Origin of the sequence: Facklamia sp. HMSC062C11, from assembly GCF_001810675.1 — a bacterium.
Classification (GTDB): Bacteria; Bacillota; Bacilli; order Lactobacillales; family Aerococcaceae; genus Facklamia; species Facklamia hominis.
On record NZ_KV802397.1, the window covers coordinates 55,522 to 82,031 of the forward strand.

At 34.4% G+C, this 26,510-nt stretch carries 27 protein-coding genes and 1 other annotated feature; of the genes, 21 read left to right on the forward strand and 6 right to left on the reverse strand.

The features are described from left to right. Window positions 1-125 precede the first annotated feature (125 nt). The 6 genes from gyrA to dnaA form a co-directional block, all read right to left on the reverse strand. Complete coding sequence (gene gyrA, locus HMPREF2758_RS04240; RefSeq protein WP_070609308.1) at window positions 126-2,702, reverse strand: DNA gyrase subunit A; 2,577 nt, start codon at window positions 2,700-2,702, stop codon at window positions 126-128. A gap of 19 nt (window positions 2,703-2,721) precedes the next feature. Further along, a complete protein-coding gene (gene gyrB, locus HMPREF2758_RS04245; RefSeq protein WP_070609309.1) occupies window positions 2,722-4,641 on the reverse strand; it encodes a DNA topoisomerase (ATP-hydrolyzing) subunit B in 1,920 nt (639 codons plus the stop codon). Window positions 4,642-4,643: 2 nt separating this feature from the next. Continuing rightward, window positions 4,644-5,765, reverse strand: a complete 1,122-nt coding sequence (gene recF / locus HMPREF2758_RS04250) for a DNA replication/repair protein RecF (protein ID WP_070609311.1) — start codon at window positions 5,763-5,765, stop codon at window positions 4,644-4,646. Beyond that, window positions 5,765-5,998, reverse strand: coding sequence for a S4 domain-containing protein YaaA (yaaA, locus tag HMPREF2758_RS04255; protein WP_070609312.1), 234 nt, complete (start codon window positions 5,996-5,998; stop codon window positions 5,765-5,767). Before yaaA ends, recF begins: the two co-directional genes overlap by 1 nt. Window positions 5,999-6,225: 227 nt before the next feature. Then, window positions 6,226-7,374: a DNA polymerase III subunit beta gene (dnaN, locus tag HMPREF2758_RS04260; RefSeq protein ID WP_070609313.1), complete on the reverse strand. Its 1,149-nt coding sequence runs from the start codon at window positions 7,372-7,374 to the stop codon at window positions 6,226-6,228. Window positions 7,375-7,531: 157 nt separating this feature from the next. Next, window positions 7,532-8,878, reverse strand: coding sequence for a chromosomal replication initiator protein DnaA (gene dnaA / locus HMPREF2758_RS04265; RefSeq protein ID WP_070609315.1), 1,347 nt, complete (start codon window positions 8,876-8,878; stop codon window positions 7,532-7,534). Window positions 8,879-9,354: 476 nt separating this feature from the next. On the opposite strand from dnaA, the gene rpmH reads away from it, so the two are divergent. From rpmH to rplJ, 21 genes are all read left to right on the forward strand, one after another. Further along, window positions 9,355-9,492: a 50S ribosomal protein L34 gene (gene rpmH, locus HMPREF2758_RS04270; RefSeq protein WP_006908413.1), complete on the forward strand. Its 138-nt coding sequence runs from the start codon at window positions 9,355-9,357 to the stop codon at window positions 9,490-9,492. Between the two features lie 127 nt (window positions 9,493-9,619). Further along, complete coding sequence (gene rnpA, locus HMPREF2758_RS04275) at window positions 9,620-10,006, forward strand: ribonuclease P protein component (RefSeq protein WP_006908414.1); 387 nt, start codon at window positions 9,620-9,622, stop codon at window positions 10,004-10,006. Further along, a complete protein-coding gene (gene yidC, locus HMPREF2758_RS04280; protein ID WP_070609316.1) occupies window positions 9,990-10,826 on the forward strand; it encodes a membrane protein insertase YidC in 837 nt (278 codons plus the stop codon). Before rnpA ends, yidC begins: the two co-directional genes overlap by 17 nt. A 12-nt stretch (window positions 10,827-10,838) precedes the next feature. Further along, window positions 10,839-11,807 carry an RNA-binding cell elongation regulator Jag/EloR gene (gene jag, locus HMPREF2758_RS04285; RefSeq protein ID WP_070609318.1) on the forward strand — a complete coding sequence of 323 codons (969 nt, stop codon included), beginning with the start codon at window positions 10,839-10,841 and terminating at the stop codon, window positions 11,805-11,807. A 137-nt stretch (window positions 11,808-11,944) separates the two neighbouring features. After that, a complete protein-coding gene (locus tag HMPREF2758_RS04290) occupies window positions 11,945-13,096 on the forward strand; it encodes a GerMN domain-containing protein (protein WP_070609320.1) in 1,152 nt (383 codons plus the stop codon). Between the two features lie 154 nt (window positions 13,097-13,250). Further along, complete coding sequence (mnmE, locus tag HMPREF2758_RS04295) at window positions 13,251-14,627, forward strand: tRNA uridine-5-carboxymethylaminomethyl(34) synthesis GTPase MnmE (RefSeq protein WP_083304844.1); 1,377 nt, start codon at window positions 13,251-13,253, stop codon at window positions 14,625-14,627. Between the two features lie 8 nt (window positions 14,628-14,635). After that, complete coding sequence (locus HMPREF2758_RS04300) at window positions 14,636-15,127, forward strand: NUDIX hydrolase (protein WP_070609324.1); 492 nt, start codon at window positions 14,636-14,638, stop codon at window positions 15,125-15,127. Next, window positions 15,127-17,037 (forward strand): tRNA uridine-5-carboxymethylaminomethyl(34) synthesis enzyme MnmG, encoded by a 1,911-nt coding sequence (mnmG, locus tag HMPREF2758_RS04305; protein ID WP_070609326.1) that lies wholly within the window; start codon window positions 15,127-15,129, stop codon window positions 17,035-17,037. Before HMPREF2758_RS04300 ends, mnmG begins: the two co-directional genes overlap by 1 nt. 114 nt (window positions 17,038-17,151) lie before the next feature. Continuing rightward, a complete protein-coding gene (rsmG, locus tag HMPREF2758_RS04310; RefSeq protein WP_070609327.1) occupies window positions 17,152-17,877 on the forward strand; it encodes a 16S rRNA (guanine(527)-N(7))-methyltransferase RsmG in 726 nt (241 codons plus the stop codon). A gap of 20 nt (window positions 17,878-17,897) precedes the next feature. After that, window positions 17,898-18,662, forward strand: a complete 765-nt coding sequence (locus HMPREF2758_RS04315; RefSeq protein WP_006908422.1) for a ParA family protein — start codon at window positions 17,898-17,900, stop codon at window positions 18,660-18,662. Next, entirely contained in the window at window positions 18,652-19,533 is an 882-nt protein-coding gene (locus HMPREF2758_RS04320) for a ParB/RepB/Spo0J family partition protein (RefSeq protein ID WP_016648680.1), read from the forward strand. The genes HMPREF2758_RS04315 and HMPREF2758_RS04320 overlap by 11 nt, the downstream gene beginning before the upstream one ends. Before the next feature lie 12 nt (window positions 19,534-19,545). Further along, the gene (locus tag HMPREF2758_RS04325) at window positions 19,546-19,746 is read left to right on the forward strand and encodes a DUF951 domain-containing protein (RefSeq protein ID WP_006908424.1); all 201 of its coding nucleotides are present in this window, start codon (window positions 19,546-19,548) and stop codon (window positions 19,744-19,746) included. 27 nt (window positions 19,747-19,773) lie between these two features. Continuing rightward, entirely contained in the window at window positions 19,774-20,874 is a 1,101-nt protein-coding gene (gene ychF, locus HMPREF2758_RS04330) for a redox-regulated ATPase YchF (RefSeq protein ID WP_006908425.1), read from the forward strand. A 10-nt stretch (window positions 20,875-20,884) separates the two neighbouring features. Continuing rightward, a complete protein-coding gene (locus HMPREF2758_RS04335; protein WP_070609329.1) occupies window positions 20,885-21,655 on the forward strand; it encodes a DUF1129 domain-containing protein in 771 nt (256 codons plus the stop codon). Between the two features lie 153 nt (window positions 21,656-21,808). Continuing rightward, window positions 21,809-23,215 carry a D-alanyl-D-alanine carboxypeptidase family protein gene (locus tag HMPREF2758_RS04340; protein WP_070609331.1) on the forward strand — a complete coding sequence of 469 codons (1,407 nt, stop codon included), beginning with the start codon at window positions 21,809-21,811 and terminating at the stop codon, window positions 23,213-23,215. A 113-nt stretch (window positions 23,216-23,328) separates the two neighbouring features. Beyond that, entirely contained in the window at window positions 23,329-23,481 is a 153-nt protein-coding gene (gene rpmG, locus HMPREF2758_RS04345) for a 50S ribosomal protein L33 (RefSeq protein ID WP_006908428.1), read from the forward strand. 18 nt (window positions 23,482-23,499) lie between these two features. After that, the gene (secE, locus tag HMPREF2758_RS04350) at window positions 23,500-23,676 is read left to right on the forward strand and encodes a preprotein translocase subunit SecE (RefSeq protein WP_070609333.1); all 177 of its coding nucleotides are present in this window, start codon (window positions 23,500-23,502) and stop codon (window positions 23,674-23,676) included. 136 nt (window positions 23,677-23,812) lie between these two features. Next, on the forward strand, window positions 23,813-24,352 hold the full coding sequence (nusG, locus tag HMPREF2758_RS04355; protein ID WP_070609334.1) for a transcription termination/antitermination protein NusG: 540 nt from the start codon (window positions 23,813-23,815) through the stop codon (window positions 24,350-24,352). A gap of 223 nt (window positions 24,353-24,575) precedes the next feature. Next, window positions 24,576-25,001: a 50S ribosomal protein L11 gene (gene rplK, locus HMPREF2758_RS04360; RefSeq protein WP_006908431.1), complete on the forward strand. Its 426-nt coding sequence runs from the start codon at window positions 24,576-24,578 to the stop codon at window positions 24,999-25,001. A gap of 83 nt (window positions 25,002-25,084) precedes the next feature. Then, window positions 25,085-25,774, forward strand: coding sequence for a 50S ribosomal protein L1 (rplA, locus tag HMPREF2758_RS04365; protein ID WP_070609336.1), 690 nt, complete (start codon window positions 25,085-25,087; stop codon window positions 25,772-25,774). A 36-nt stretch (window positions 25,775-25,810) separates the two neighbouring features. Then, window positions 25,811-25,932 (forward strand) — a sequence feature (ribosomal protein L10 leader region). 33 nt (window positions 25,933-25,965) lie between these two features. Further along, window positions 25,966-26,499, forward strand: coding sequence for a 50S ribosomal protein L10 (rplJ, locus tag HMPREF2758_RS04370; RefSeq protein WP_006908433.1), 534 nt, complete (start codon window positions 25,966-25,968; stop codon window positions 26,497-26,499). Window positions 26,500-26,510: the final 11 nt, after the last annotated feature.

A 26,510-nucleotide genomic window follows, 5' to 3' on the forward strand; every position in this document is an offset into this window, starting at 1 on the left:
CAAGGAGTTGCTAGCTAAATAGCTAATAACTCACATTTATTAATTTTATCATACTGATTAAACTAATTCAATAATTTTCCCTATAAAAATATGAGGCTAGGAAAAAATCCTGCCTCATTATGCTATTATATACGGTCTAAATCATCATCGTTTTCGGCTCGATCCAATAACTGGTCAACTAATGATTGATCCTGATCATTTTCTTCAACTTGAACATCCTCATCATTCTTTTGATTTGATTCAGAAGATTCACTAATTGCAACCATTTTTTCAACGATCGCTTCTTCATCCAAACGGATTACTTTAACACCTAGAGTGTCTCTCGATGAGACTGAAATATCTTTCACACAAATACGAATGACAATCCCAGTATTCGTCATTATCATTAAATCTTCATGACCTTCAATGCAAAGCATTGCTGTTAATTTACCACTCTTAGCGGATATTTTAGCAGTCTTAACACCTTTTCCACCACGGTATCTTAAAGCATATTCTTCAACAGGAGTCTTCTTACCATAACCATTTTCGCTAACAACCAGTATTTGATGATCCTCTTTAAGAATATCTGCTCCAATAATATAATCGCCTTTTCTTAAAGACATTCCTTTAACACCTGCTGCCGGACGTCCCATAACACGAACGTCTTCTTGGTCAAAACTAACGGCATAACCTTCATGAGAAGCTAAAATAATATTTGATGTTTCATCGGTTAATAAAACATGCCTTAATTCATCACCTTCATTGAGACCCATAGCAATCAAACCATTAACTCTAATATTATAAAATTCTTCAACACAAGTTCGCTTTACACGACCGTTCTTTGTGACAAAGAAAAGATACCTTTGTTTATCTTTTGATTCATCTTGAACACGAACGTTAATAATTTCAAGTACTTGTTCGCCATCATCTAATTTTAAAAGATTAACTAAAGGTAATCCCTTGGAAGTTCGACCATATTGAGGAATGTCATACCCCTTAGCTTGATATACCTTACCATAATTTGTAAAGAATAGAAGCGTATCATGAGTTGAAGTAGACACCAGACATTGGATAGTATCTTCTTCAGAAACACCCATTCCTTTAATACCTCGTCCTCCACGATTTTGTACCCTAAATTCATCTTCTAAGACACGTTTAATATATCCAGTACGAGTAAGCATCAACAATATATCTTCTTCATCAATTAAATCTTCATCTTCTAAATTCTGTATTTCTCGAGCTTGAATCTGTGTACGCCTTGGATCATTGAATCTTTTTTGAATATCTAATAATTCATCATAAATTAATTCATAAATACGTTCTTGAGAAGATAGAATATCGCTTAATCGCTGGATCAGTTGTCTTAAATCATTTAATTCTTGGTCGATTTTTTCTCTTTCTAATCCTGTTAAGCGAACCAATCTCATATCTAATATAGCTTGAGCTTGAATATCTGAAAAATTAAAACGATGAATTAATTCTTCCTTAGCAGCACTTGGTTCGTGTGAAGAGCGAATAATATCAATAATTTCATCGATTACATCTAAAGCTTTTTGTAATCCTTCAACAATATGAGCACGGTCTTCCGCCTTTTTCTTTTCAAAACGCGTCCGCCTTGTAATTACTTCTTCTTGGTGAGCCAAATATTTTTCCAAAATTTCTTTTAAATTAAGTACCTTTGGAACACCATGGTCAATTGCTAACATATTAATGCCAAAATTTGTCTGAAGAGCTGTTTGTTTATATAAATTATTTAAAACAACATCGACCGAAGTATCTCTTCTTACTTCTACAACAATTCTCATACCTTCACGGTTTGATTCGTCTGCGATATAAGTAATTCCATCTATTTTTTTCTCGCGTCCTAATTCAGCAATTCGTTCAACTAATTTTGCTTTATTAACACCATATGGGATTTCGGTAATCACAATCCGATCCTGATCTTTATATCGACCAAACTTTTCAATTTCTACTTGACCACGAATAATAATCTTTCCACGACCCGTTTTATACGCTTTTCGAATACCTGCTCGTCCCATAATGATTCCACCGGTTGGAAAGTCAGGTCCTTGAATCGCTTGCATTAAATCTTCGACACTAGCTTGGGGATTTTTCATAAGAATTTGAATAGCTGAAATAACCTCAGCTAAATTGTGTGAAGGAATGTTCGTTGTCATCCCCACTGCAATTCCGGATGCTCCATTTACTAATATATTAGGAAAACGGCTTGGTAAAACAACTGGTTCTTTCTCTTCTTGCGAATAATTATCTTGAAAGTCAATGGTGTCTTTATTAATGTCACGCAACATCTCAAGAGTTATTTTAGACATTCTTGCTTCGGTATAACGCATTGCTGCGGCTCCATCACCATCAATTGAACCGAAATTTCCGTGACCATCTACCAATACTTGACGATAAGAAAAGCTTTGAGCCATACGCACCATGGCATCATAAATAGCCGAATCTCCATGCGGATGGTATTTACCCATTACATCTCCAACAATCCGTGCTGACTTCTTATAGGGTTTATCCGGAGTAACACCTAATTCATTCATCCCATAAAGAATTCGACGATGCACTGGCTTTAGTCCATCTCGAACATCTGGCAAAGCTCTTGCTACAATCACCGACATAGCATAATCAAGAAAGGAAGATTTCATCTCTTCAGGTAAACTGACCTCTTCAAAGCTTTGATTTTTAATATCAAAAGATTCCTCTGTCATTGATAACTCCTTTCAATCACTAGACATCCAAATTGCGGACATAGACTGCGTTTTGTTCGATAAACTCTCTTCTAGGTTGAACCTCTTCGCCCATTAACATATTCATAACTCGATTAGCTTCGTCAGCATCTTTCATTTTTACCTTTTGCATTCTTCGATTTGCTGGGTTCATGGTTGTTTCCCAAAGCTGTTCCGCATTCATCTCTCCCAAACCCTTATAACGTTGTAATGAAAAACGAACATCGGGGTTTTCTTTTTGCCATTGATCTAACTGTTCATCCGTATCAAGGTAAAATTCTTTTTTACCTACCTTTAATTTATATAAGGGTGGTAAAGCGATATAAACATAGCCAGCTTCTAATAAAGGACGCATATAACGAAAAATTAAGGTCAATAAAAGGGTCCGAATATGAGCACCATCGACATCTGCATCAGTCATGATAATTAATTTATGATAGCGCGCTTTTTCCACATCAAAATCAGCACCAAAACCTGTCCCCATAGCCGTAAAAAGAGAACGAATTTCCATATTATTTAAGATTCGATCCATCGAGGCTTTTTCCACATTTAAAATTTTTCCACGAATTGGTAAAATTGCTTGATACATTCTTGAGCGACCCTGTTTAGCAGACCCACCTGCTGAATCTCCTTCGACAATAAATAATTCACATTTTTCAGCATCTTTCGATGAACAATCAGCTAATTTACCAGGCAAGTTGGCAATTTCTAAACCTGATTTTTTACGTGTCATTTCTCTAGCACGCTTAGCTGCATGACGTGCTTTCGAAGCTAGAATTCCTTTATCAACAATCGTTCGAGCAATTTTTGGATTTTCTAAAAGGAAAGTTTCAAAATGACTTGAGAAAAGACGATCAGTTACTGTACGAACTTCTGAATTTCCTAATTTAGTTTTGGTCTGTCCTTCGAATTGAGGGTCTGGATGTTTGATAGAAACAATAGCAACTAATCCTTCCCGTGTATCTTCCCCGGTTAAATTAGACTCAGATTCTTTTATAAGATTAGCACGTCGAGCATAATCATTAATCACACGCGTTAAAGAAGTTTTAAACCCTGATTCATGCGTTCCACCTTCATGTGTATGAATATTATTAGCAAAAGAATTAATAATCGTTTCATAGGCAGTCGTATATTGTAAAGCAATTTCGACTGTAATTCCCTCTAACTCTCCTTCTAAATAAATCGGTTCAGAAAATAAAACTTCCTTATCTTCATTTAAATAGCTGACGTAAGACTTAATACCGCCTTCATAAAAATAAGAAACTTCCTTTTCCCGATCCTCTCTTTTATCAACTAAGGTAATTCGTAAATTTTTATTTAAAAATGCGAGTTCTCGAATACGTTCATTCAGAATATTAAATCGGTATTCCGTAGTTTCGGTAAAAATAGTTGGGTCTGGAACAAAATTAACCCGCGTACCAGTTTCTTCGTGGTCTCCAATAACCTTTAATTCCGAAGTGATATTTCCTCTCTCAAACTCAATACGATAAACTTTACCATTACGAGAAACTTCGACACTTAATTGAGAAGATAAGGCATTAACAACTGAAGCACCAACTCCATGAAGTCCACCAGAAACTTTATAGGATCCGCCTCCAAATTTTCCACCAGCATGAAGCACGGTATAAACCGTTTCTACAGCAGGCCGTCCAGTTTTATGTTGAATATCAACTGGGATCCCACGACCATTATCTGTAACCGTAATCGAATTATTTTTTTCAATCGTTACCTCGATATGATTACAATAACCGGCTAAGGCTTCATCAATTGCGTTATCAACAATTTCCCATACTAGATGATGCAACCCTTCTTCAGAAGTTGACCCGATATACATACCAGGTCTTTTACGAACTGCCTCAAGTCCTTCGAGTACTTGAATTTGATCGGCATTATACTGACTTTCATTGTGATGATTTGCCATGCTTAATCTCCTTCATTAATAATTTGTCCATCTGCTATTTTTAATAATTGACTATTTGATAAATTCTCTAAATGAATTTGATCAATAGAAGCTGTCGTTAAAATAGTCTGAACCTTATTTTCAATAGTTTGCATTAACACTAATTGTCGTTGTTCATCTAACTCCGATAAGACATCATCTAATAATAAAACTGGATAGTCTTGATTGAGTCGATACATCCATTCTAATTCTGCTAATTTAAGCGATAATATAATCGTTCTTTGTTGCCCTTGGGATGCAAAATTCTGTGCGACCGTATCATTAATAAAAAATAATAAATCATCACGATGTGGACCGTAATGCGTGATACCAAAGTCGATATCTCTTTGACGATTTTCAAAAAATATATCCGAAAATTGCTTTTTAATTGTCTCTTTACTTTGGTAATCCAACTTACTGGAAGATGCTCGATAAAATAAAGTCAATTCATCGCGATTTAATGACAAATTATGGTGAATTTTATTGGCAATCTTTCCTATATGTTCAATAAAATCAAGTCGATAATTAATAATAATTTCAGCATGTTCAATTAATTGATCACTAATAATATCTAAATATATAAGATCCTTAGCTTGTTTTTCTCGTAATTGCTTTAGATAAGTATTTCGTTGTTTTAACAAGCGATGATATTGTAATAAGCTTTGAAGATATAAAGGTTGAGCTTGACCCAATTCAGCATCAATAAACTGCCTTCTTAAAGAAGGACTGCCTTTTATTAACTGCATATCCTCCGGTGCAAATAAAACAACATTCAATTTACCTATAAATTGACTCAATTTTGCCTGATCCTGGTAATTAAATTTAGCTATTTTACCTTTTTTAGACAACTGAATTTCAAGTGGAATTTCATAACTATTTTTTTTTACTTTCCCTTGGATAATTGCATAGTCACTACCCCATTGAATCATATCCATATCATGATTAGTACGATGACTTTTAGCCAAAGATAGTAAAAAAATCGCCTCAAGGAGATTGGTCTTTCCTTGGGCATTCTCACCAGTTAAGATTGTTAGACCTGGATTTAGTTGAATATCAAGCTGTGAATAATTTCTGAAATTTTTAAGACTGAGTTTGGATAAGTACATTAGTTTGAGTCTTCTCTTTTAATTAAAATTATCAATGATTCATCAATGAAATTCACTCGATCTTGTGGATAGAGCTTACGTCCTCTACGATTTTCTACCTCATCATTAACAAGAACTAGATGCTCATTCAGATAGTGTTTTGCCATCCCACCACTTGAGATGAGACTGAGTTCTTTAAGTAATTGACCTAAAGTAATCAGATCATTAGTTATTATTAATTTTTCTTCTTTCATCAGTTTCATCTCCTTTATGATGATTCTATCTTATTATAGGCTTAAAATCAGTAAAAAACAAACAATCTCACAAATATTACGATTTAACCACGGTAAACTTAATCTGATATTTTTTATCTCATTATAGAAAAAGCTCTAAGAAATGGTTTTTAGCCTTTATTAATTAAAAACTTGATAACTGAGCAAATAAATTAATTACTCAGTTATCAAGTTAGAAAAGTTAAAAATTAGTATGTATGGGTACGTATAGGAGTTAATAATTGTAATAGAGCGTTTTTTGAATCTTTTTCTGGATAAGCTTTTAAAAGCATTGTTCTAACTGGAGAAATTAATTGTAAACAAATCGTTTGATCACCAAAAGATTTTAGAGCTTCATTCATATAATCAGGATTAAAAGATATTTTTATGTTTTCGCCCACAAGCTCTTGGTATTCAATTTCCTCTGTAACATTACCAATTTCTGCTCCTAAAACTTTTAATTCAACATGTTGATCTTCGATTGATAATTGGACAATATTATTTTTTCCTTCATGTGACATTAAAGAAGCTCGATCCATGGCCCCTGAGAAATACTGTGCGTTAAGAACAACTTCTGTATTAAATTCAGTTGGAATCAAGCGACTTGCGTCTGGATAAGTTCCATCAATTAATCGAGAATACACAGTAATATTTTCAAATTGAAAGACTACTTGATGACTAGCAATTGTCATTTTAATGTCTGCATAATCTGGAACCACACGAGCTAATTCTTTAACTGTTTTTTTAGGTAAAATCATTGGTGTAATACCTGATAAATTTTGATTTTCTAAAAGTAACTTACGTTGGCTTAATCGATGGCTATCTGTTGCTACAGCGGTTAATTGATCCTTGTCGATAGCTAAATAAAGCCCCGTTAAACTTGGTTTAAGTTCTTGATTTGAAGCAGAAAAGATAGTTTGATCGATAACTTTTTTTAATTGAGCAGCAGGAAGAATAATTTGACTTTGTTCTTCAATTGTTGGTAAATGGGGAAAATCTTCTGCATTAATTCCAATAATTTTAAATTCAGCATTAGCTGCTGAAATTTTTGTAACATAATCTGTTTCAACTTCAATCTTAACTTCATCACTAGCTAATTTTTTAACAATGTCATTTAATAAACGAGCAGGAAGTACAACTGATCCTGTTTCTTCAATTTTTAAATGTGCATCCTCTTTATTTACATTGATGAAACTTTCAATAGAAATTTCAGAATCACTACCTAATAAATAAAGTCCATTAGAAGTTAAATTTAATTTTATACCCAGTAGAATTTCCATACTTGTTTTACCAGGAATTGCTCGTTGAACATTAGATAATTCTTGAATTAATTTAGATCGATTGATAGTAAATTTCATAGTGAGACTCCTTTATATAAAGTATTTTATAAGTAAGTAATAATAGTAGGGCCTGTTCATTTAGTGGATAAGTCATTTAATCAAGCAAATAATAAGCTTTTGAGTGTGAATAGACTAGTTGATAAATATTATGTTTTTCAACTAATTATACACAGTTCTATTTTTTGAGTTGTTTTTCAAGATTTAAAAGATCATTTTCTACTTGAGAATCTTGTTTTCGATCTTGAGCAATTTTTTCATAGGCGTGAATGACTGTTGTATGATTTTTATTACCAAAGGCTTCACCAATCTTTGGAAAAGATAATTCAGTCTCTTGACGAGTTAAATACATTGCTATTTGGCGTGCATAAACAATTTCTTTCTTACGTTTTTTACCAAGAATTAGTTCGATGGGAATTCCAAAATATTTGCTGCTTATTTGAATGATACTTTCAGCAGAGACAATGGACTCTTGTTTGTGATCAATGATTGAAGAAAGAGCTTCTGCAGCTAGTTGGCTGTTAATTTCTTTTCCTTCGATTGCTGCATAAGCAATAACCCGCATTAGAGCTCCTTCTAATTCACGAATATTAGTATCTACATTGGAAGCAATGTAAGTTAAGCTTTCGGAATCAACATCTAATTGATCACTACTGGCTTTTTTGCGAAGAATAGCGATACGTGTTTCTAGATCTGGTGGTGTAATATCGGTGGATAGTCCCCATTTAAAACGTGAAATTAGACGTTCTTCTAAGTTAGCAATATTATTAGGTAATCGATCAGAAGTTAGAACAATTTGTTTATTATTATTATATAGTTCATTAAATGTATGGAAAAATTCCTCTTGGGTGGCATCTTTTTTGGATAAGAATTGGATATCATCAATTAAAAGAACATCAATTTCACGGTACATTTCACGAAATGTTTTCTGGGAGCCATTTTGAATGGAGGTAATGAAATCATTTACAAAAGACTCTGACGTTGCATATTTAATTTTTAGTTGAGGGTTTCTTTTTAAGATTTCATTTCCAATAGCTTGCATTAAGTGAGTCTTGCCAAGACCTACGCCTCCATAAATAAGAAAAGGGTTGTAAGTTTTACCTGGTCCATCGCATACAGCTAATGCAGCACCCGCTGCCATTTTATTTCCTTCTCCAATAACAAAACTATCAAAAGTATAAGAAGGATTTAATTTTGACTCTGAAAAAATAGGAAGAGGAATTGTTTCTTGAGATTGATCATTAATTTTTGATTGAGATACGATATCTTTTTGTGGCTGTTTACGAACTACAAATTCTGGTAAATATTCCTGACCATAGTGTTCATAGCTATATTGTAGGATATAGTTGGTTAAATGATTTTCCCAATATTTTTGTGTCATAGGATTGGGAACAACTAATGTAATGGTACGCTGTCCAATTCGAGTGGGAATAACTGGCTCTACCCATGATCGGTATGAAGATACTGAAAGTATGTCTTTAAGGTATTCCTGAGCTCCTTGCCAGAAAAGATCTTTCTCGTCCATTTAATCACCTCCATTATTTGGAATACAGTCTCAATGAGTAAATCTATTGTAACATAAAGAGAGTTTTCCACAAAGTAAAAGTAGGCAAACCATTAATACACATATTGTCATCAGACTTATCAACAAGTGAATATTATCAGTGGATAAATTTTAAAAAACGTTGGTTCATTATTATAAATTGTGCATAACTAACATGAAAGAATGGCTTAATAATAGGATTGTAATCCTTGGAAAATTAAAACTGTTGAAAAGTGTAAAATTTGTAAACAGCCTGTTCATTGTGGATAAGTCTGAAAAATAATTGTGATTTAATAAAAATAAAGGAGAACTTTATCAACAGTTATTTTGAATCCTGTTGATAACTTGTTGGAAAATATATAAAATTCGTATATTTAGTAAAAAGTACTTGCTTTCATAAAAAGATTCTTATAAACTATTCTAGTATTGTGTTATAAGAATGGTGAGGAGGTGTTTATATGTCAAAAAGAACATATCAACCAAAAAAACGTCAACGTAGTAAAGAACATGGTTTCAGAAAACGTATGGCAACGAAAAACGGTCGCCACGTTTTAGCTAGAAGACGTAAAAAAGGTCGTAAAAAATTAAGTGCATAGTCATGCGAGGCTTCCTAGGGGAAGCCTTTTTATTTTATAATGGATAACTATTGATTATGTTTCAATTGTTCATTTTTTTGATATAATATAAGGCACAGATTGATAGTAATATTAGAAAGGGAATCTATTGAAAAAAAAATATCGTGTAAAAAGTGATAAGGATTACCAAAAAGTTTTTCATCAAGGCCAATCAATTGCTAATCGTCAATTAGTAATTTATCAATATTCTAAGCCTAATCAGGAGCATTTTAGAGTGGGTTTATCGGTTGGTAAGAAAATAGGGAATGCTGTTGTTCGAAATCAAATTAAACGCTATTTACGTCAGGCAGTATTTGAACTTCGTGAAGTGATTCAACCCGATCTTGATTTTCTTTTAATTGCCCGAAAGGATATTGTTGGTCGCCCTTATCAAGAAGTGAAAAGTTCAGTGATTCATGTCATGAATCTTGCTGGTATTATCGATCGTTCATTATTAAACAATCAATTAGGAGGGACCTATGATAAAAAACAATAAACATCTAAAGGTATTGTTATTAATTTTGATGTCGACTACTTTAAGTGCTTGTGCGACAATTAATCAACCAATTAATGCGAATTCTAGTGGATTCTGGGATGGAATCATATTATATAATCTATCGCGATTAATCATTGCAATTTCAAATTTATTCGCGGGTAATTATGCTATTGGAATTATTATTTTTACAGTTATTCTGCATATTTTATTATTACCTTTAAATCAAATGCAGATGAAATCTCAACAAAAAATGATGGAGATCCAACCAGAATTGGATGCCATCAAGGCAAAGTATCCTAATCGTGATCGTCAATCTATGGAATTATTACAGACCGAACAACAAGCTCTTTTGGATGAAAAGGGCGTTAATCAGTTTGCAGGTTGCTTGCCACTTTTAATCCAATTACCAATTCTTACCGCTTTATATCAGGCCATTCTTAGAACAGAAGTTTTACGACAAGGTCACTTTTTATGGATGAATCTAGGACAAAGAGATCCTTATTTTGTTCTTCCATTATTGGCAGCTGGTTTAGCATTTTGGACGACTTATTTAACAACAAAAGCCAATCCGCAAAATAATCCAATGGCCCGTTCAATGACTTATTTTATGCCAATTATGATTTTTATTATTTCAATGAGTTTACCATCAGCAGTTGCCCTATATCTTGTAGTTTCTAATTTGGTTAGGTTGATTAGTATTTTATTATTTAATAATCCATATAAAATTATTGAAGAAAGAAAAGCTGAAGCTGCTGCAAAAAAAGCTAAAGAAAAAGAATTGCGTAAAGCATTGAAAAAAGTACAAAAAAATCGCTCATAGAGGAGAGTTAATATGATTGAAAATAGTCTAACAATGAAAGCAAAAAATGTTGAAGAAGCTATCGAATTAGGATTAAAAAAACTAAACTTGTCAAAAGATCAAGTAGACATTCGTATTATTAGTGAAGGAAAAAAAGGATTTTTAGGGTTAGGTAGACAAGACGCTATAGTCCATTTACAGGCAAAAAATAATCAATCTTTTAAAGAAATTACTCAAGAATTAGAAAAACAGGTAGGTATGTCTTCCCAAAAGGAAAGAGTTAGTCAAGATCTTAGTTCGTCTTCGATTGCTGATTATATACGGAAGAATAATCAATCCGAAAAGCAGGTTCAAAATGAAGTAAAAAAAGACTCAGATAAATCAGTGGATCAAACAATTAAAAATGAAATTCAAGAATCGCTCCACAAAGAAATGCCGATTGATTCCTTATCTGAAGTAACATCTGAAACAACTAAAGAAGTCAAAGAAATTAAGCAAGATGAGTCACTTGATAAGACAGAAATTAAAGCTAAACAAACTCAAAATTTTGAAGAGGCGTGTCGTTATTTAGAGCAAATCATTAAAGAATATGGTGCTGAGGCTAAGGTACAATTCCATATCAAGGGAAACCAAGTAACCTTTGATATTGATACTGATAAATCAGGTTTAGTTATTGGTCGACATGGAAAAATTATTAATTCTCTTCAAACGCTTGTTCAAATCTTTATTCATAATAAGGATCGTCGTCGCTTATCAGTTTTACTAAATGTTGGGGATTATCGAGATCGTCGATTAAATGTTTTAGAACAAATCGCTGAAAGAACTGCTGATAAAGTATTAAAAACTAAGCAAACTATAATTTTAGATCCACTTCCTGCTTATGAGCGTAAACAAATTCATGCCTATTTAAGTAAGGTAGATCATATTGCTACACATTCTGAAGGAAAAGATCCTAATCGCTATTTAGTGGTAGATTATGTATCAGATTCTAAATTATCTTAACTATAAAGAAAGTTTGAAGAGCTGGTAGCTTGTGACTGCCAGCTTTTTTTAATGAAATGGTTAGGATTTCTTATTAGAAGAACTACTGAATCATAAAATATGCTATAATATTTTTAGCTTAGAAGGGAGCTGGTCTGATGCTTCGGCGTCTTCGTTATCTGCTACTATTAGCTTGCTTTGCTTTAACAGCCTGTGCTAAAGAGCCAATGATAAAACTAAGTGAAGAAAATTTAGCTAAAATAAATAATAATTCACTCAAAAAATCTTCAGAAGTACCAGAAGATGATCATAGATCAATTGATGATCAAACACTCCCTGAAAATATTCATGGAGAATTAGCAGAACCAAATACACAATTTGACCTAGTCAATTTTTCTTTTTTTAATCCTAATCGAATTAGTTATTATTCGGATGGAAGTATTCGTTATCTGGAATATGTTGATACGGATCAAGTAATGGGTCAAATCCGAAGAATACAGGATGATCAATGGATTAATGAAATTTACAAAAAAGATAAGGACGCATTATTACAGTTAAATGAATTTGACCCACCTGTAAAAATGTCAAACTATTTAAATCAAAAAGATACTGAAGTATTATCATTAGCACCAAAAATATTATTAAAAGCCCCTATTCAACAGGGAACAACTTGGATTAATGAAGATCAGTCAGAATCAAGAATACAAGCTTTATATCAACAAGTAACAATTCAAGATCAAACTTATCAAGAAGTAGTTGAAGTCGTTAATAAAAAGGATCAGGGTGTTTCACATTCTTTATATTCAGCTAATCAAGGATTGGTTGCTGAATGGATTGAAGGAGAGCCGACTAAATTTATTTATTTAAACAAAGTAGAAGATAATGTGATGATTATAACCCCCATAACAGTTTACCAGCCCGTTGTGCAAAATGATCTTAGTTTGGGAAAGATAACAAAGGAACAGGCTACTATATCATGGCAAACCAATGCTCAAGTAGAAAAAGTATTTGAAACTTTTTTCAAAGAACAAAAATGGATTGGACCTAATGATCAATTACTAGCTTTAGAAATGACAGATCAAGGACTACTTGTTAACCTATCTCAGTCAGTAACAAAAAGTTTTAGTCAGAACCCAGCAGGTGAACTTGCAGTTGTTCATGCGTTAGTTACCACCTTAGGGCATTTTTATGGCGTTGAGCATGTTCAATTACAAGTTCAGTCGATGATCTATCAACCTTTGTTTAGTTTACCGGTAGATCAAGCTATTTACACTCTTGATTCAAGTTGGATAATAGAAAATGGAGAATAATCTTCCTTGAAATATAGTTGAAAATTTGTTAGCATAATATCAATAGTTTTAGCAGTCAAAGTGCTATCCGACTCTTTCAAAGGAAAAGAGTTTGGACAAAGCACTTTTTTTGTTTGGATTTCTTAGATGATTAAATATATAGGAGGAGATGTCGGTGTACCAATTAGATACGATTGCTGCTATTTCTACTGCTCTAGGGGAAGGAGCAATTGGAATTGTAAGAATGAGTGGACCAGAAGCGATTGAATATGCAAACCGATTGTTTAGAGAAAAGGATCTAAATCAAGTAGCAAGCCATACGATTCACTATGGTCATATTTATCGAGAAGATCAAAGTATCATTGATGAAGTAATGATAACTGTTTTAAAGGCTCCTAAAACATATACGCGAGAAGATATTATTGAGATTAATTGCCATGGGGGATTGGTAGCAGTACAAGAAGTATTAGAAGCTTGTCTGTATCAAGGGGCCCGTTTGGCCCAGCCCGGTGAGTTTACAAAAAGGGCCTTTTTAAATGGCCGTTTGGACTTATCTCAAGCTGAAGCCTTGATGGACTTGATTCAAGCTAAAACAGCTAAATCAATGTCTGCTTCGATGAGTCAATTGAGCGGTTCTTTATCAAGTAAAATAAAACACCTTCGTAACGAAATGCTCCAGACTCTTGCACAAGTTGAAGTGACGATTGATTATCCTGAGTATGATGATGTTGAAGAATTATCAAATAAAGCTCTTTGTCAAACAGCGCTTGTGGTGAAAGATGAAATTGACAAACTGTTAAATGAAGCTTCAAATGGGCAATTATTAAGAGAAGGTGTCAAAACGGTGATTGTTGGTCGTCCCAATGTGGGAAAGTCTAGTTTGTTAAATCGTTTGACAGGTCGTGAAAAGGCTATTGTGACTAATATTGCAGGGACAACTAGGGATACGATTGAAGAATTAATTTCAATACGAGGAATCCCATTGCTTCTTATTGATACAGCAGGAATTCGTGATACTAATGAAATTGTGGAACAAATTGGTGTAAATAAGAGTCGTCAAATGGTTAATGAAGCAGATTTGATTATCTTAATGTTTGATCAAAGTCAAGCTTTAAGTCCAATGGATTTAGAATTAATTGATTTGACAAAAGATAAGAAACGAATTGTTTTATTAAATAAACAAGATTTAAAGCCCGTTTTAGATATTGACAAATTGAAAGAGGCGTTAGTGGGAACGCCTTTGATCGAAACATCATTAATGACAGATGAAGGAATCTATGAAATGGAAAATCAAATAGAGTCACTTTTTAATAAAGGGGCTATTGAAAGTCAAGATGTTAACTATTTACTAAATACTAGACATACTAACCTACTCAAACAAGCGATTAGATCTTTGGACGCGGTGATTGAAGCAAGTCAAATGGGAGTGCCTGTAGATTTAATTCAAATTGATTTTACTCAAGCTTGGGATTATCTTGGAGAAATTACCGGAGAAAGTGTTCAAGATGAGCTATTAGATAAATTATTTAGTCAATTTTGTTTAGGAAAATAGGAGGTATTATGCAACAACTCTCAACTATTTGTTATATTGATAATGGCTCACAACTATTATTGTTATATCGAAATAAGAAAAAGAATGATATCCATCATGGAAAATGGATTTCTGTAGGCGGTAAATTTGAAGCAGAAGAAGATCCTAAATCCTGTGCCATTCGTGAAATTAAAGAAGAAACAGGTTTGGAGGCTAAAAAACTAGATCTTTTAGGTTTTATCACTTTTCCTAATTTTACTCATGATGGTCGTGATTGGTATTCTTTTGTTTATCGTGTCAAAGAGTATTCAGGAGAATTAATTGATGATTGTGATGAGGGTCAACTAGAGTGGGTTGATTATGAACAAGTGTTAACTAAGCCTACCTGGACTGGAGATGCTTTAATTCTAAAGTGGGTACTTGAAGCGAAAGGCTTTTTTATGGCTAAATTCAAATATAATGAATTAGGCGAATTAGTAGACTATGAGGTGGACTTTTTATATAAAGGAGATCAATGCTAATGAATCATTTTGAAGTTAAAAGTTACGATGTCATAGTAGTTGGAGCTGGGCATGCTGGTTGTGAAGCAGCTTTAGCAGCTGCAAGAATGGGGTGTCAAACATTATTACTCACTATATCATTAGAAATGGTAGCTTTCATGCCTTGTAATCCATCAATTGGTGGCCCCGCAAAAGGAGTCGTTGTTCGTGAAATTGACGCTTTAGGGGGTCAAATGGGCAGAAATATTGATGAGACAGCTATTCAAATGAGAATGTTGAATAGTTCCAAAGGTCCAGCTGTTCAAGCATTAAGAGCTCAGGCCGACAAGCAAGCATACTCACAGAAAATGAAAGAAACATTGGAATCGACTGAAAATCTTATTTTGCAACAAGGTATGGTTGAAGAGCTGTTAATAGAAGATGAAAAATGTTGTGGTGTGATTACTTCGACAGGAGCCGTTTATCGGTCAAAAACAGTTGTTCTAACAGCAGGCACTTCATCCCGGGGAAAAATAATTATAGGAGAATTATCCTATTCATCAGGACCTAATAATACGCTACCTTCCATAAAATTATCAGAAAATTTGCAGTCTTTAGGTGTAGAATTGGTTCGATTTAAAACAGGAACGCCTCCACGTGTTCATGGGGATTCAGTCGATTATGATAAAACCCAAGAACAACCGGGAGATCCTGATGCCGGATTCTTTTCCTTTGAAACATCAGAGGAAGCTAGTATTCAAGATGATGTATCATGTTGGTTAACTCATACCAATGAAAAAACGCATGAAATAATCAGACAAAATCTAGATCGTGCACCTATGTTTACAGGAATTGTAGAAGGAGTTGGGGCTAGGTATTGTCCCTCGATTGAAGATAAAATTGTAAGATTTAGTGATAAACCAAGACACCAAGTATTTATAGAACCAGAAGGTCGTTGTACAAAAGAGATGTATCTACAAGGAATTTCAACTTCTATGCCTGAAGATGTTCAATTAAAGATTGTTCATTCTGTAGAAGGATTAGAAAATGCACGATTGATGCGGTCAGGGTATGCCATTGAATATGATGTTGTTGTTCCACATCAGCTAAATTTAACCCTTGAACTAAAGAAAATTCCTAATTTATACACAGCTGGGCAGATGAACGGAACCTCGGGTTATGAAGAAGCAGCGGGACAAGGATTAATTGCTGGTATTAATGCAGCATTAAAAGTACAAAACAAGGAAGCATTCATTATTCAAAGATCGCAAGCTTATATTGGAGTAATGATTGATGATTTGGTGACAAAGGGTACTACTGAGCCCTATCGTTTATTAACCTCTAGAGCTGAGTATCGTTTATTATTAAGACATGATAATGCAGATCAACGATTAACTGAAATAGGATACCAACTCGGGTTAATAGACATCGAACGTTACCAAGCTTTTAAAAGTAAACTAGCAGCAGTCGAATCTGAATTGGAAAGATTAAAGACCATTCGTTTGACACCTAATACTCCAGGATTAATGAACTATTTTGAAAAGGTTCATTCCACTCCATTAAAAGATGGTATTCTAGCGAGTGATCTATTAAAGCGTCCTGAAATCAAATATATAGATTTGCAAGAGTATTTACCAAAAAGTGAAAATGAATTGTCAAAGGCTGTCAAAGATCAAGTAGAAATACAAATAAAATATGCAGGTTACATTAAAAAAGCAATCTCAAAAGTGGAAAAAGTCAAAACCATGGAAGACAAATTGATTCCAGAAAATATTGATTATGATGCGATTGATTCTTTGGCAACTGAAGCACGGGATCGATTAAAAAAGATACGTCCTTATAATATTGGACAAGCTAGTCGAATATCGGGTGTTAATCCTGCAGACATTGCAATTTTAAGTATTTATATTCAACATGGTAATATTAAACGTTTAGAAGATAGTAAAAGATAAGATAAGATAGGAAGCACTTTAAAACTGAAAAATAAGATTGCTATTTATTGAATTCTTTAGTAAAGTGGATTTATGTGGAACAATTGTTTCACATATTGTAAAGGAGTGATTAAAATGGATGAAATGACATTCTTAACAACTTTGTCAAACCATGGTATAAAAATGTCAAAGGATCAGCTTAATCAATTCGATTGTTACTACAAATTATTAGTAGAGTGGAATCAAAAAATTAATTTGACAGCAATCACTCAAAAAGAAGAAGTCTATTTAAAACATTTTTACGATAGCTTAATTTGTTTATGGCAGATGCCATTGGAAAGTTATCAAATTAAGCTATGTGATGTTGGCGCAGGTGCTGGCTTTCCTAGCTTACCTTTAAAGATTGTTAGGCCTGAATTAAAGGTGACTATAGTTGACTCATTAAAAAAGAGAACTCACTTTTTAGAATTATTAGTGAGTGAATTAAAACTTGATAACGTTGAAATAATACATGCGCGTGCGGAGGATTTTGGGCATCTTGAAAATCAGCGAGAATCTTTTGACCTTGTAACAGCTCGTGCAGTTGCTAGATTAAATACTTTAAGTGAGTATTGCCTTCCACTAGTTAGCCTTGAAGGAAACTTTTTGGCCTTAAAAGGTGATTGGAACCTTTGTCAAGAAGAATTGAATGAAGCAAAGAGAGCTTTGAATATATTGGGTGGAAGAGTGGTTCAATCAAATTATTGTCAATTGCCTGAAAATCAAGGAGAACGCTCATTTTTATTGATTAATAAAGTAGAGAAAACACCAAAAAAATATCCGCGTCAAGCCGGTAAACCTAGTAAACAACCGATTATATAGCAAGAAAGGGAGGATCATCTATGGGGAAAATGATTGCTATTGGTAATCAAAAGGGTGGTGTTGGAAAAACAACTACCACGGTTAATTTGGGTGCCGCTTTAGCAAAATTAGGTAAAAAAGTTCTAATCATTGATTCGGATTCTCAAGGTAATGCTAGCTCCGGTTTAGGAGTGGAGCGTGGTGATGTTAAAGCTAGTTTATACGAAGTTTTAATAAATAATGTCGCTATTGAAGAAACGATCCTACCTACTACTCGTGAAAATTTGTCGATTGTACCGTCTACGATCTCGTTGGCCGCAGCAGAAATTGAATTAATTGATATCAAGGACCGTGAATTCCAATTAAAAAATGCGATACAACCGATTAGGGATAACTATGATTATATTTTGGTAGACTGTCCGCCTTCTCTAGGACAACTGTGTATTAATGCATTTACAGCGTCCGATACTATTCTAATTCCCGTTCAGGCAGAGTATTATGCATTAGAAGGATTGAGCCAATTATTAAATACTATTCGTTTGGTACAAAAAACCTATAATCCACATTTTAGGATAGAAGGTGTTTTGATCACCATGTTGGATGCTCGAACGAATTTGGGTTATGAAGTAGTAGATGAGGTACGTAAATATTTCCAAGAAAAGGTATATCAAACAGTTATTTCTCGAAACATTCGTTTGTCAGAAGCTCCATCATATGGACTTTCAGTGATTGATTATGATCCTAGATCAAGGGGGGCATTAATGTATCACCAACTTGCAAAGGAAGTGATTAGTTATGGTGAGTAAAAATAAACGAGGCGGTTTGGGAAGAGGGATGGAGGCCTTGTTTTCAACAGCTTACGAAGAAAGTCCAGGAGAAAATGAGCTAGTAACGGAAGTTGAATTAAGTCAAATTAGACCTAATCCTTATCAGCCGAGAAAGCATTTTGATCCAGAAGCGCTTAATGAACTAGCCGAATCGATTCGTAAAACAGGTGTGTTTCAACCCATTATTATACGACGATCAACAATTAAAGGCTATGAATTAATTGCTGGTGAAAGACGTGTTAGGGCCTCTAAATTAGCCGGTAAAACAACAATTCCAGCGATTATACGAGATCTGAATGAGGAAGCAATGATCGAGATTGCAGTGATTGAAAACCTACAGCGAGAAGATCTAAGCCCCCTTGAAGAGGCAGAAGCATATGCCATGTTGATGGAAAACTTAAGATTAACTCAAGCACAAGTAGCTGAAAGAATTGGGAAAAGTCGACCGTATATCGCTAATTATATTCGCTTGCTACAGTTACCTGAATCAGTAAAGGATTTAGTTAATCAAGAAAAATTAACAATGGGCCATGCAAGAACCTTATTAGGTGTTAATGATTCGGTCCAAATGGTAAAGTTAGCTAAACAGGTGATTAAAGAACATTGGACTGTTCGCCAGCTGGAAGAGAAAGTTCAATCGATTAATCAACAATCAGCGAAAGATAAATCGGTTAAAACAAAGAAAGTGACTAAATCTCCCTACATACGTGCTTTAGAAAATCAAATGGAAGAAAAGTTTGGAAGTAAAAGTAATATTGTCGTTAAAGGGAATCGTGGTAAAATTGAGATTGAGTATGTTAGTCAATCAGATTTGACAAGAATTTTAGATATTTTAGACATACATTTGTAAAAGGTGAATCAAATGGTAAATAAAGAGTATGACAAATTTGATATTGTACAGATGAAAAAACCACATGCTTGTCAAAGTAATGCTTGGCAAATAATTAGAATGGGCATGGATATTCGTATAAAGTGTCAGAAGTGTGAACATATTGTTACTATGACGCGGCGTGAATTCGAAAGAAAACTTAAAAAGGTTTTAAAAAAGGCGGATACGATTTAATAAACTAATAAGAAAGAGTGTGTTTAAATGTCACTGACAGCAGGAATTGTAGGTTTACCCAATGTTGGAAAGTCCACATTATTTAATGCGATTACTAAGGCGGGGGTTGAAGCTGCCAATTATCCTTTTGCAACTATTGATCCCAATGTTGGCGTCGTGGAAGTTCCAGATGAACGATTAGAAAATATTGCCAAAATTTATCATCCACAGCGAATATTGCCGACGACTGTTGAGTTTACGGATATTGCTGGAATTGTAAAAGGGGCTTCTAAAGGTGAAGGATTAGGAAATAAATTTTTGGCTAATATTCGACAAGTGGATGCTATTTGTCAAGTGGTACGTTGTTTTGAAGATCCTAATATTACTCATGTAACGGGAAAAATTGACCCAATTGATGATATTGAAACGATTAATTTAGAATTGATTTTAGCCGATTTAGAAACGGTTGAAAAAAGACTTGCTAAAGTTCAGAAAATTGCAAAGACAAAAGATAAAGAGGCCGTTTTAGAGTATGAAGTTTTGATAAAAGTCAAGGATGCTTTGGAACGGAATCAGTTAGCTAATTCCTTGGAGTTTTATCCAGAGCAAGAACCCTATGTGCGGAATCTTTTCTTATTGACACGTAAAAAGATGCTTTATATTGCGAACATTAGTGAAGAAGAGGCGGGTAATCCCGAATCTAACCCCTATTTAAAAGAGGTTGAAGAATTAGCTCATTCTCAAGGAGCTCAAGTTGTTCCTATATCTGCACGAATTGAAGAAGAAATTGCGGAATTTGATGATGAGGAAAAAGAATCTTTACTTTCTGACTACGGAATTAAAGAGTCAGGCTTAGATCGATTAATCCGTTCAGTGTATCACTTGCTAGGGTTAGCAACTTATTTTACAGCGGGTGAAAAAGAGGTGAGAGCTTGGACTTTTCATCAAGGGATGAAAGCTCCACAGGCTGCAGGAGTAATTCACTCTGATTTTGAACGAGGTTTTATTCGGGCAGAAACAATGTCCTATGAAGATTTGATGACTTATGGTAGTGAACAAGCGGTTAAAGAAGCTGGACACTATCGCTCCGAAGGAAAAGAGTACTTGGTTCAAGACGGAGATATTATGCTGTTTAGATTTAATGTGTAGGAGGTAAGTCATGTCAAAAACTGATAATAAAGATCGAGTAGAGTTACAAAATGAAGTGAATGAAGGTCAAGAGACTACTAAGCAAATCGTAAAAAAAGATTCACTTATGAGCATGTTGACCGGTATCAGTCAAAATCAACTAAATCAATTGACAAAGCGAAATCAACAATTTATGTTTGATATAGATCGTCAATTAGCATCAAGCAAATTGTCTGATGAGAAGAAACAACTTATTTATCAAGAGATGGTGCCAACCTTAATTGAGGGACAAAACCATGGACAAACTTACCGACATATTTACGGAACACCTAGTCAAACAACAGCATTGATATTAGAGAAGGAAGAAGACTCTTCTAATTTAACAACAAAATCACCTGATTGGCAGATTGCTTTAGATGGTGGACTTATGTTGGGATCTATTTTTACGTTAATTACCGGGGTAGGATTGTTAGGGCGATCCCAAAATCAAGTTGGATTTATGATGGGGCTTCTAACGATTGTGATTAATTACTTTCTTGCTGGAATTGCTATGCTTTATACGTCTAAAGCATTGCCAAATTTAGAGGCACCGAAAGGGAAAAAGGGATATTTAAGATATTTTTTGATTTCAACGCTTGCGATGTTGATTTGGGTTGTTTTTGTAATGGGAAGTCAAGCTATCCTTCCAGCGGTTATTAACCCAATTCTTCCACCAGTAGCTTATATTATCATTGCTATTTTAACTTTCTTATTACGGTATTATTTGAAACGAAAATATAAAATTGTGGGTGGCCTTTTCTAAAATTGATTTATAGCAAGCAAGCTAATATAATAGAACAACTTTATTTTAAGTAGCTAAAAATAAAGTTGTTTTTTTTAATTTAATGGAAAGTCTATTTTCTAAAGGAGATATTTAGTATAATACAAGATACACGATTTAGAAGGGGCGAGCTTAATGGATAGAAAATGGCGAACTTTAATTTTGAGTTGCATGGCAATGTGTGTGTTGTTTTCTTATACAAGCGAGATGTTAGTTAGTGCTCAAGAACTAAAATCATCTACCAATATCAAGTCAGAAGGCAGTAGAAAATATACATATGCCCCAGAAATTAAGGAGAGTCAGCCTCAATTAGCAGGTGTTAAGTCTGCGTTTATCATTGATGCATTAAATGGACAAGTTATTTATAATTTTCAAGAAGATGAGCCTGTTGAAATCGCCTCACTCAGTAAATTATTGGTTGTATACTTAGTTTATAAATCGATAGACGAAGGTAAGTTGGCATTGGAGCAGGAGGTAGCAATTTCGGATCAAGCGTATGCTTTAAGTCAGGACTATAATATTGCGAATGTACCGCTTAGGCAGGATCTGCGGTATCGCATAGAAGATCTAATTGAGGCAACAGTTCTGGGATCAGCTAATGGTGCCTGCTTAGCATTAGCTGAGGCTCTAGCTGGTAGTCAGGATGCATGTGTGCAAATGATGGAAAGACAACTTCAAGCTTGGAATGTCGGCTCCTTTCAATTATATAATGCGACAGGACTTTCGGTGGACTATCAGCCACAAGACGTTGGATCAAACAAAAATGGAAAGACTAACACGATGACGGCTAGAGCGGTGGCAGCAATTAGCTATCATTTATTGAAGGAGTATCCAAAGGTGTTGGATTATTCCAAGATATCTAAAAAACTTTTTCAAGAAGATACGCCAGATGCCTTTGAGATGAATAATCCCAATAAAATGCTACAAACAGCGGATTATAATCTATCCTATTCAAATTTAGATGGGTTGATGGTGACTAGCTCCCCTGAAGATAATTTCTCGATGGTTTCAACTCTAGATAATAATAAAATGAGAATGATTGCAATTGTTCTAGGCGTAAAGGAAGAAAATGATTTATATGTACAAAGTCGTAAGTTGCTTGACTATGCCGCTCACGCCTATCGCTTAGAATTAGCTATTAAGGCAGGTCAAGAGGTTAAACAAATTGATGGAATTCCACTCACGAATGCTGACAAAGAGTGGGCTCCCCTTATTTATCAAGATGATCTATACCTATTAGTTCCCTTGATAGATACAGCTCCTCATTATCAGTATCAGTTCCAAGCTAATCAACAGATTCTTAAAGGTGATCGACTCGTCGCTCCTTTAGAAAAAGGAACAGAAGTGGGAAAAATGACTATTGAAGTAGCAGGCTATCCATTACCAATTCTTGAAAGTGCTGAAGGCAATCAAACAAAAGTTGTTTTAGCGGAAGAAGTAAAAAAAGTAAATCTATTCAAACGAACTTGGTACTCTTTAAAACAAGCATTTAATACCAATTGGCAAAAACTTCGAAAGTTTTTTACTAATGTCTTCAATTAATAAATTGTAAGATCTACTTAAATTTAAATACAGAATAAATATCGGCTTTCGCTTGACAAGTAATTAGATTGTCTTTAAGATTTAAAAGAGACTAACAAAAAGGAGGCAATTTGATGGCTCAAAAGAAAACAGCTCTGGCATGTAGTGTATGTGGAAATCGTAATTATCATATGACACCGACGCAGATGGGTCAGTCAAAACGCCTAGAATTAATGAAGTTTTGTAAACATTGTAATCGACACACTTTACATAAAGAAACTAAGTAACTGAAAAGAGGAGAGCTTATGAATTATATTAAGGGCGTTGCTAATGAAATGAAGAAGGTTACATGGCCTACTTTAAGAGAAACGAATCGTTATACGTGGACAGTTATTGTCATGGTTGTTATTCTTTCATTATATTTTGCCTTAACTGACTTTGCTTTTGATCGCTTAATCAGTTGGTTAGTAAATTTAAAATAAAAATGAACTAGCTTGTTAATCAAGCTAGTTTTTTAATTAGTCAAGGTCTTATCATCGTGGTATAATAAGCTAAGTGGAACCTACGAGCGAGTAAAGTAGGTTTTTTATTTTAGAAATAAATGAGGGAGAGATAGAGATGGAAGCGTCAAAAGAATGGTATGTTCTTCATACTTACTCTGGTTATGAAAATAAGGTCAAAGAAAATATTCTTATGCGGATTGAAAGCATGGATATGGAAAATTATATATTTAACGTCATTGTTCCTGAAGAAGAAGTAACAGAAATTAATGATGGAGAAAAGAAGAGTAAGGTTCAAAAAACTTTTCCAGGCTATGTATTAGTCGAAATGATTATGTCTGATGAATCATGGTTTATTGTCCGAAACACACCTGGTGTAACTGGTTTTGTTGGTTCACATGGAGCAGGATCGAAACCAGCCCCCTTATTACCCGAAGAAATAGCTGCAATTATGGGACAAGCTCCTGCTAAAAAGGTACATTTAGATATCTCAGTAGGAGATCATGTTGAAATTGTCGACGGAGCATTTTCCGGTATGACGGGAGAGATTGAGGAAGTTAATGAAGAAATTCAAAAATTAAAAGTAGTTTTAGAAATGTTTGGTCGTGAAACAGTAGCAGAATTAGATTTTGCTCAAGTTAATAAATTAGACTATTAAATAAGTCAATTAAAATTCACTATGTTTAATTAAAAAAAATAACAGATTAAAAATTAGTTTTCTTGTGATTGCAAAAAATAAATGGTTATTGTATAATGACGGGGTGCCTAAATTTGGCACTGAGTGGGAGGAGAAACATCGTCCTGTTTGAGTTTAAGTAAAACATAGAGGATGTAAGCTCCAATTACCACATCACGAATATATGACATAAGGAGGAATTTTCGTGGCTAAAAAAGTTGTCACTCAAGTTAAATTACAAATCCCTGCAGGTCAAGCGAGCCCAGCTCCACCGGTAGGTCCAGCTTTAGGTCAAGCTGGTGTAAACATTATGTCCTTTACAAAAGAATTTAATGCGCGTACCCAAGACCAACAAGGAATGATTATTCCGGTAGTAATTGATGTTTATGAAGATCGTTCATTTACATTTATTACAAAAACTCCACCAGCTCCAGTGTTACTTAAAAAAGCAGCTGGTTTAACAAAGGCATCCGGTGAACCTAATAAGAAAAAAGTAGGTTCTGTGACTAAAGATCAAGTCCGTGAAATTGCTGAAACTAAAATGCAAGATTTAAATGCAGCCGATGTAGAAGCGGCAATGCGTATGGTTGAAGGAACAGCCCGTTCAATGGGTATTACAGTTGAAGACTAATCGTTGCGGCAGCTTCTCGCCCCGTTTCTATCGGGTGTGGGAGGGAATTCCCGAATAACCACAGATATAGGAGGAAATAAGTAATGGCTAAAAAAAGTAAAAATTATTTAGCGGCAAAAGAAAAAGTTGACCGCACAAAAAAATATAATGCAGAAGAAGCAATTTCTCTAGCAAAAGAAATTGATTTTGCAAAGTTCGATGCTTCAGTAGAAGTGTCTTATAATCTAAATATTGACGTTAAAAAGGCAGACCAACAAATTCGTGGCGCTATGGTATTACCAAATGGTACTGGTAAAACACAAACCGTTGTGGTAATTGCTAAAGGAGCTAAAGCACAAGAAGCACAAGAAGCGGGTGCTGACTTTGTTGGAGAAGAAGAATTAATCAATAAGATTAATGACGGTTGGTTAGATTTTGATGTAATGGTAGCAACTCCGGATATGATGGGGCAAGTAGGTCGTTTAGGACGTATCTTAGGTCCTAAAGGATTAATGCCTAACCCTAAAACAGGAACCGTAACAATGGATGTTACTAAAGCTGTAAAGGATATTAAAGCTGGACAAGTAACTTATCGAGCTGATAAAGCAGGTATTGTGAATGTCCCAATTGGTAAGGTTTCATTTGATGACCAAAAACTGCTTGAAAACTTTAAAGCTTTACACGAAACAATCGTTCGTGTAAAACCAGCGACAGCTAAGGGTACTTATATTACTAATCTAGTACTTACAACAACTTTTGGTCCTGGTATCAAAATTAATGTAGATTCTTTATAAAATTTAAGTTGACAAACTCAAATTTTATGACTATCATAATGTAGTGTTAAACGACCTAAGACAGTAAGTGGCTAAGCCTTAATTTCTTACCGAGGAAGTTCCAATTATTAGGAATTTATCTCTATGTCTGGGTGGCATAGAGATTTTTTATTAAATCTCTATATCAAGGCAAGTGGAGGTGAAAACACAATATGGTAAAAGAATCTGTAATGAACGCCAAACAAGCAGAGGTTGCTGAAGTGGCAGAAGATCTGAAAAAATCATCAACAGTTGTTGTTGTAGATTATTTAGGATTAACTGTTGAAGAAGTAACTGAGTATCGTAAGCAGTTAAGAGAAGCAGGCGCAAGCATGAAAGTTGTTAAGAACACAATGCTTCGTAGAGCTGCTCAAGAAGCAGGTATTGAAGTTGATGCGAATCTATTTAAAGGACCATCAGCAATTGTCTTCTCAGACGATGTAGTAGCACCTGCTAAGGTAACTGCAAATTTTGCAAAGGATAACGAAACCCTTGAAATCCGTGGTGGTATTGTAGAAGGAAGCTATGCTTCTAAAGAAGTCATTGAACAAGTAGCTAAGATGCCTGGACGCGAAGAGTTACTATCAATGTTGCTGTCTGTTCTTCAAGCACCAATGCGCAATGTGGCTTCAGTCCTTTCTCAAGCAAACCCAGCTCAAAAGATGGTGTATGCTTTAAAAGGAATCAGCGAACAAAAGTCTGCCTAAAGGTAGCATAA

Coding starts and splice junctions, on each gene's coding strand:
- gyrA (WP_070609308.1), bottom strand. CDS start 2,702: ATGACAGAGGAATCTTTTGATATTAAAAATCAAAGCTTTGAAGAGGTC.
- gyrB (WP_070609309.1), bottom strand. CDS start 4,641: ATGGCAAATCATCACAATGAAAGTCAGTATAATGCCGATCAAATTCAA.
- recF (WP_070609311.1), bottom strand. CDS start 5,765: ATGTACTTATCCAAACTCAGTCTTAAAAATTTCAGAAATTATTCACAG.
- yaaA (WP_070609312.1), bottom strand. CDS start 5,998: ATGAAAGAAGAAAAATTAATAATAACTAATGATCTGATTACTTTAGGT.
- dnaN (WP_070609313.1), bottom strand. CDS start 7,374: ATGAAATTTACTATCAATCGATCTAAATTAATTCAAGAATTATCTAAT.
- dnaA (WP_070609315.1), bottom strand. CDS start 8,878: ATGGACGAGAAAGATCTTTTCTGGCAAGGAGCTCAGGAATACCTTAAA.
- rpmH (WP_006908413.1), top strand. CDS start 9,355: ATGTCAAAAAGAACATATCAACCAAAAAAACGTCAACGTAGTAAAGAA.
- yidC (WP_070609316.1), top strand. CDS start 9,990: ATGATAAAAAACAATAAACATCTAAAGGTATTGTTATTAATTTTGATG.
- jag (WP_070609318.1), top strand. CDS start 10,839: ATGATTGAAAATAGTCTAACAATGAAAGCAAAAAATGTTGAAGAAGCT.
- HMPREF2758_RS04290 (WP_070609320.1), top strand. CDS start 11,945: ATGCTTCGGCGTCTTCGTTATCTGCTACTATTAGCTTGCTTTGCTTTA.
- HMPREF2758_RS04300 (WP_070609324.1), top strand. CDS start 14,636: ATGCAACAACTCTCAACTATTTGTTATATTGATAATGGCTCACAACTA.
- mnmG (WP_070609326.1), top strand. CDS start 15,127: ATGAATCATTTTGAAGTTAAAAGTTACGATGTCATAGTAGTTGGAGCT.
- rsmG (WP_070609327.1), top strand. CDS start 17,152: ATGGATGAAATGACATTCTTAACAACTTTGTCAAACCATGGTATAAAA.
- HMPREF2758_RS04315 (WP_006908422.1), top strand. CDS start 17,898: ATGGGGAAAATGATTGCTATTGGTAATCAAAAGGGTGGTGTTGGAAAA.
- HMPREF2758_RS04320 (WP_016648680.1), top strand. CDS start 18,652: ATGGTGAGTAAAAATAAACGAGGCGGTTTGGGAAGAGGGATGGAGGCC.
- HMPREF2758_RS04325 (WP_006908424.1), top strand. CDS start 19,546: ATGGTAAATAAAGAGTATGACAAATTTGATATTGTACAGATGAAAAAA.
- ychF (WP_006908425.1), top strand. CDS start 19,774: ATGTCACTGACAGCAGGAATTGTAGGTTTACCCAATGTTGGAAAGTCC.
- HMPREF2758_RS04335 (WP_070609329.1), top strand. CDS start 20,885: ATGTCAAAAACTGATAATAAAGATCGAGTAGAGTTACAAAATGAAGTG.
- HMPREF2758_RS04340 (WP_070609331.1), top strand. CDS start 21,809: ATGGATAGAAAATGGCGAACTTTAATTTTGAGTTGCATGGCAATGTGT.
- rpmG (WP_006908428.1), top strand. CDS start 23,329: ATGGCTCAAAAGAAAACAGCTCTGGCATGTAGTGTATGTGGAAATCGT.
- secE (WP_070609333.1), top strand. CDS start 23,500: ATGAATTATATTAAGGGCGTTGCTAATGAAATGAAGAAGGTTACATGG.
- nusG (WP_070609334.1), top strand. CDS start 23,813: ATGGAAGCGTCAAAAGAATGGTATGTTCTTCATACTTACTCTGGTTAT.
- rplA (WP_070609336.1), top strand. CDS start 25,085: ATGGCTAAAAAAAGTAAAAATTATTTAGCGGCAAAAGAAAAAGTTGAC.
- rplJ (WP_006908433.1), top strand. CDS start 25,966: ATGGTAAAAGAATCTGTAATGAACGCCAAACAAGCAGAGGTTGCTGAA.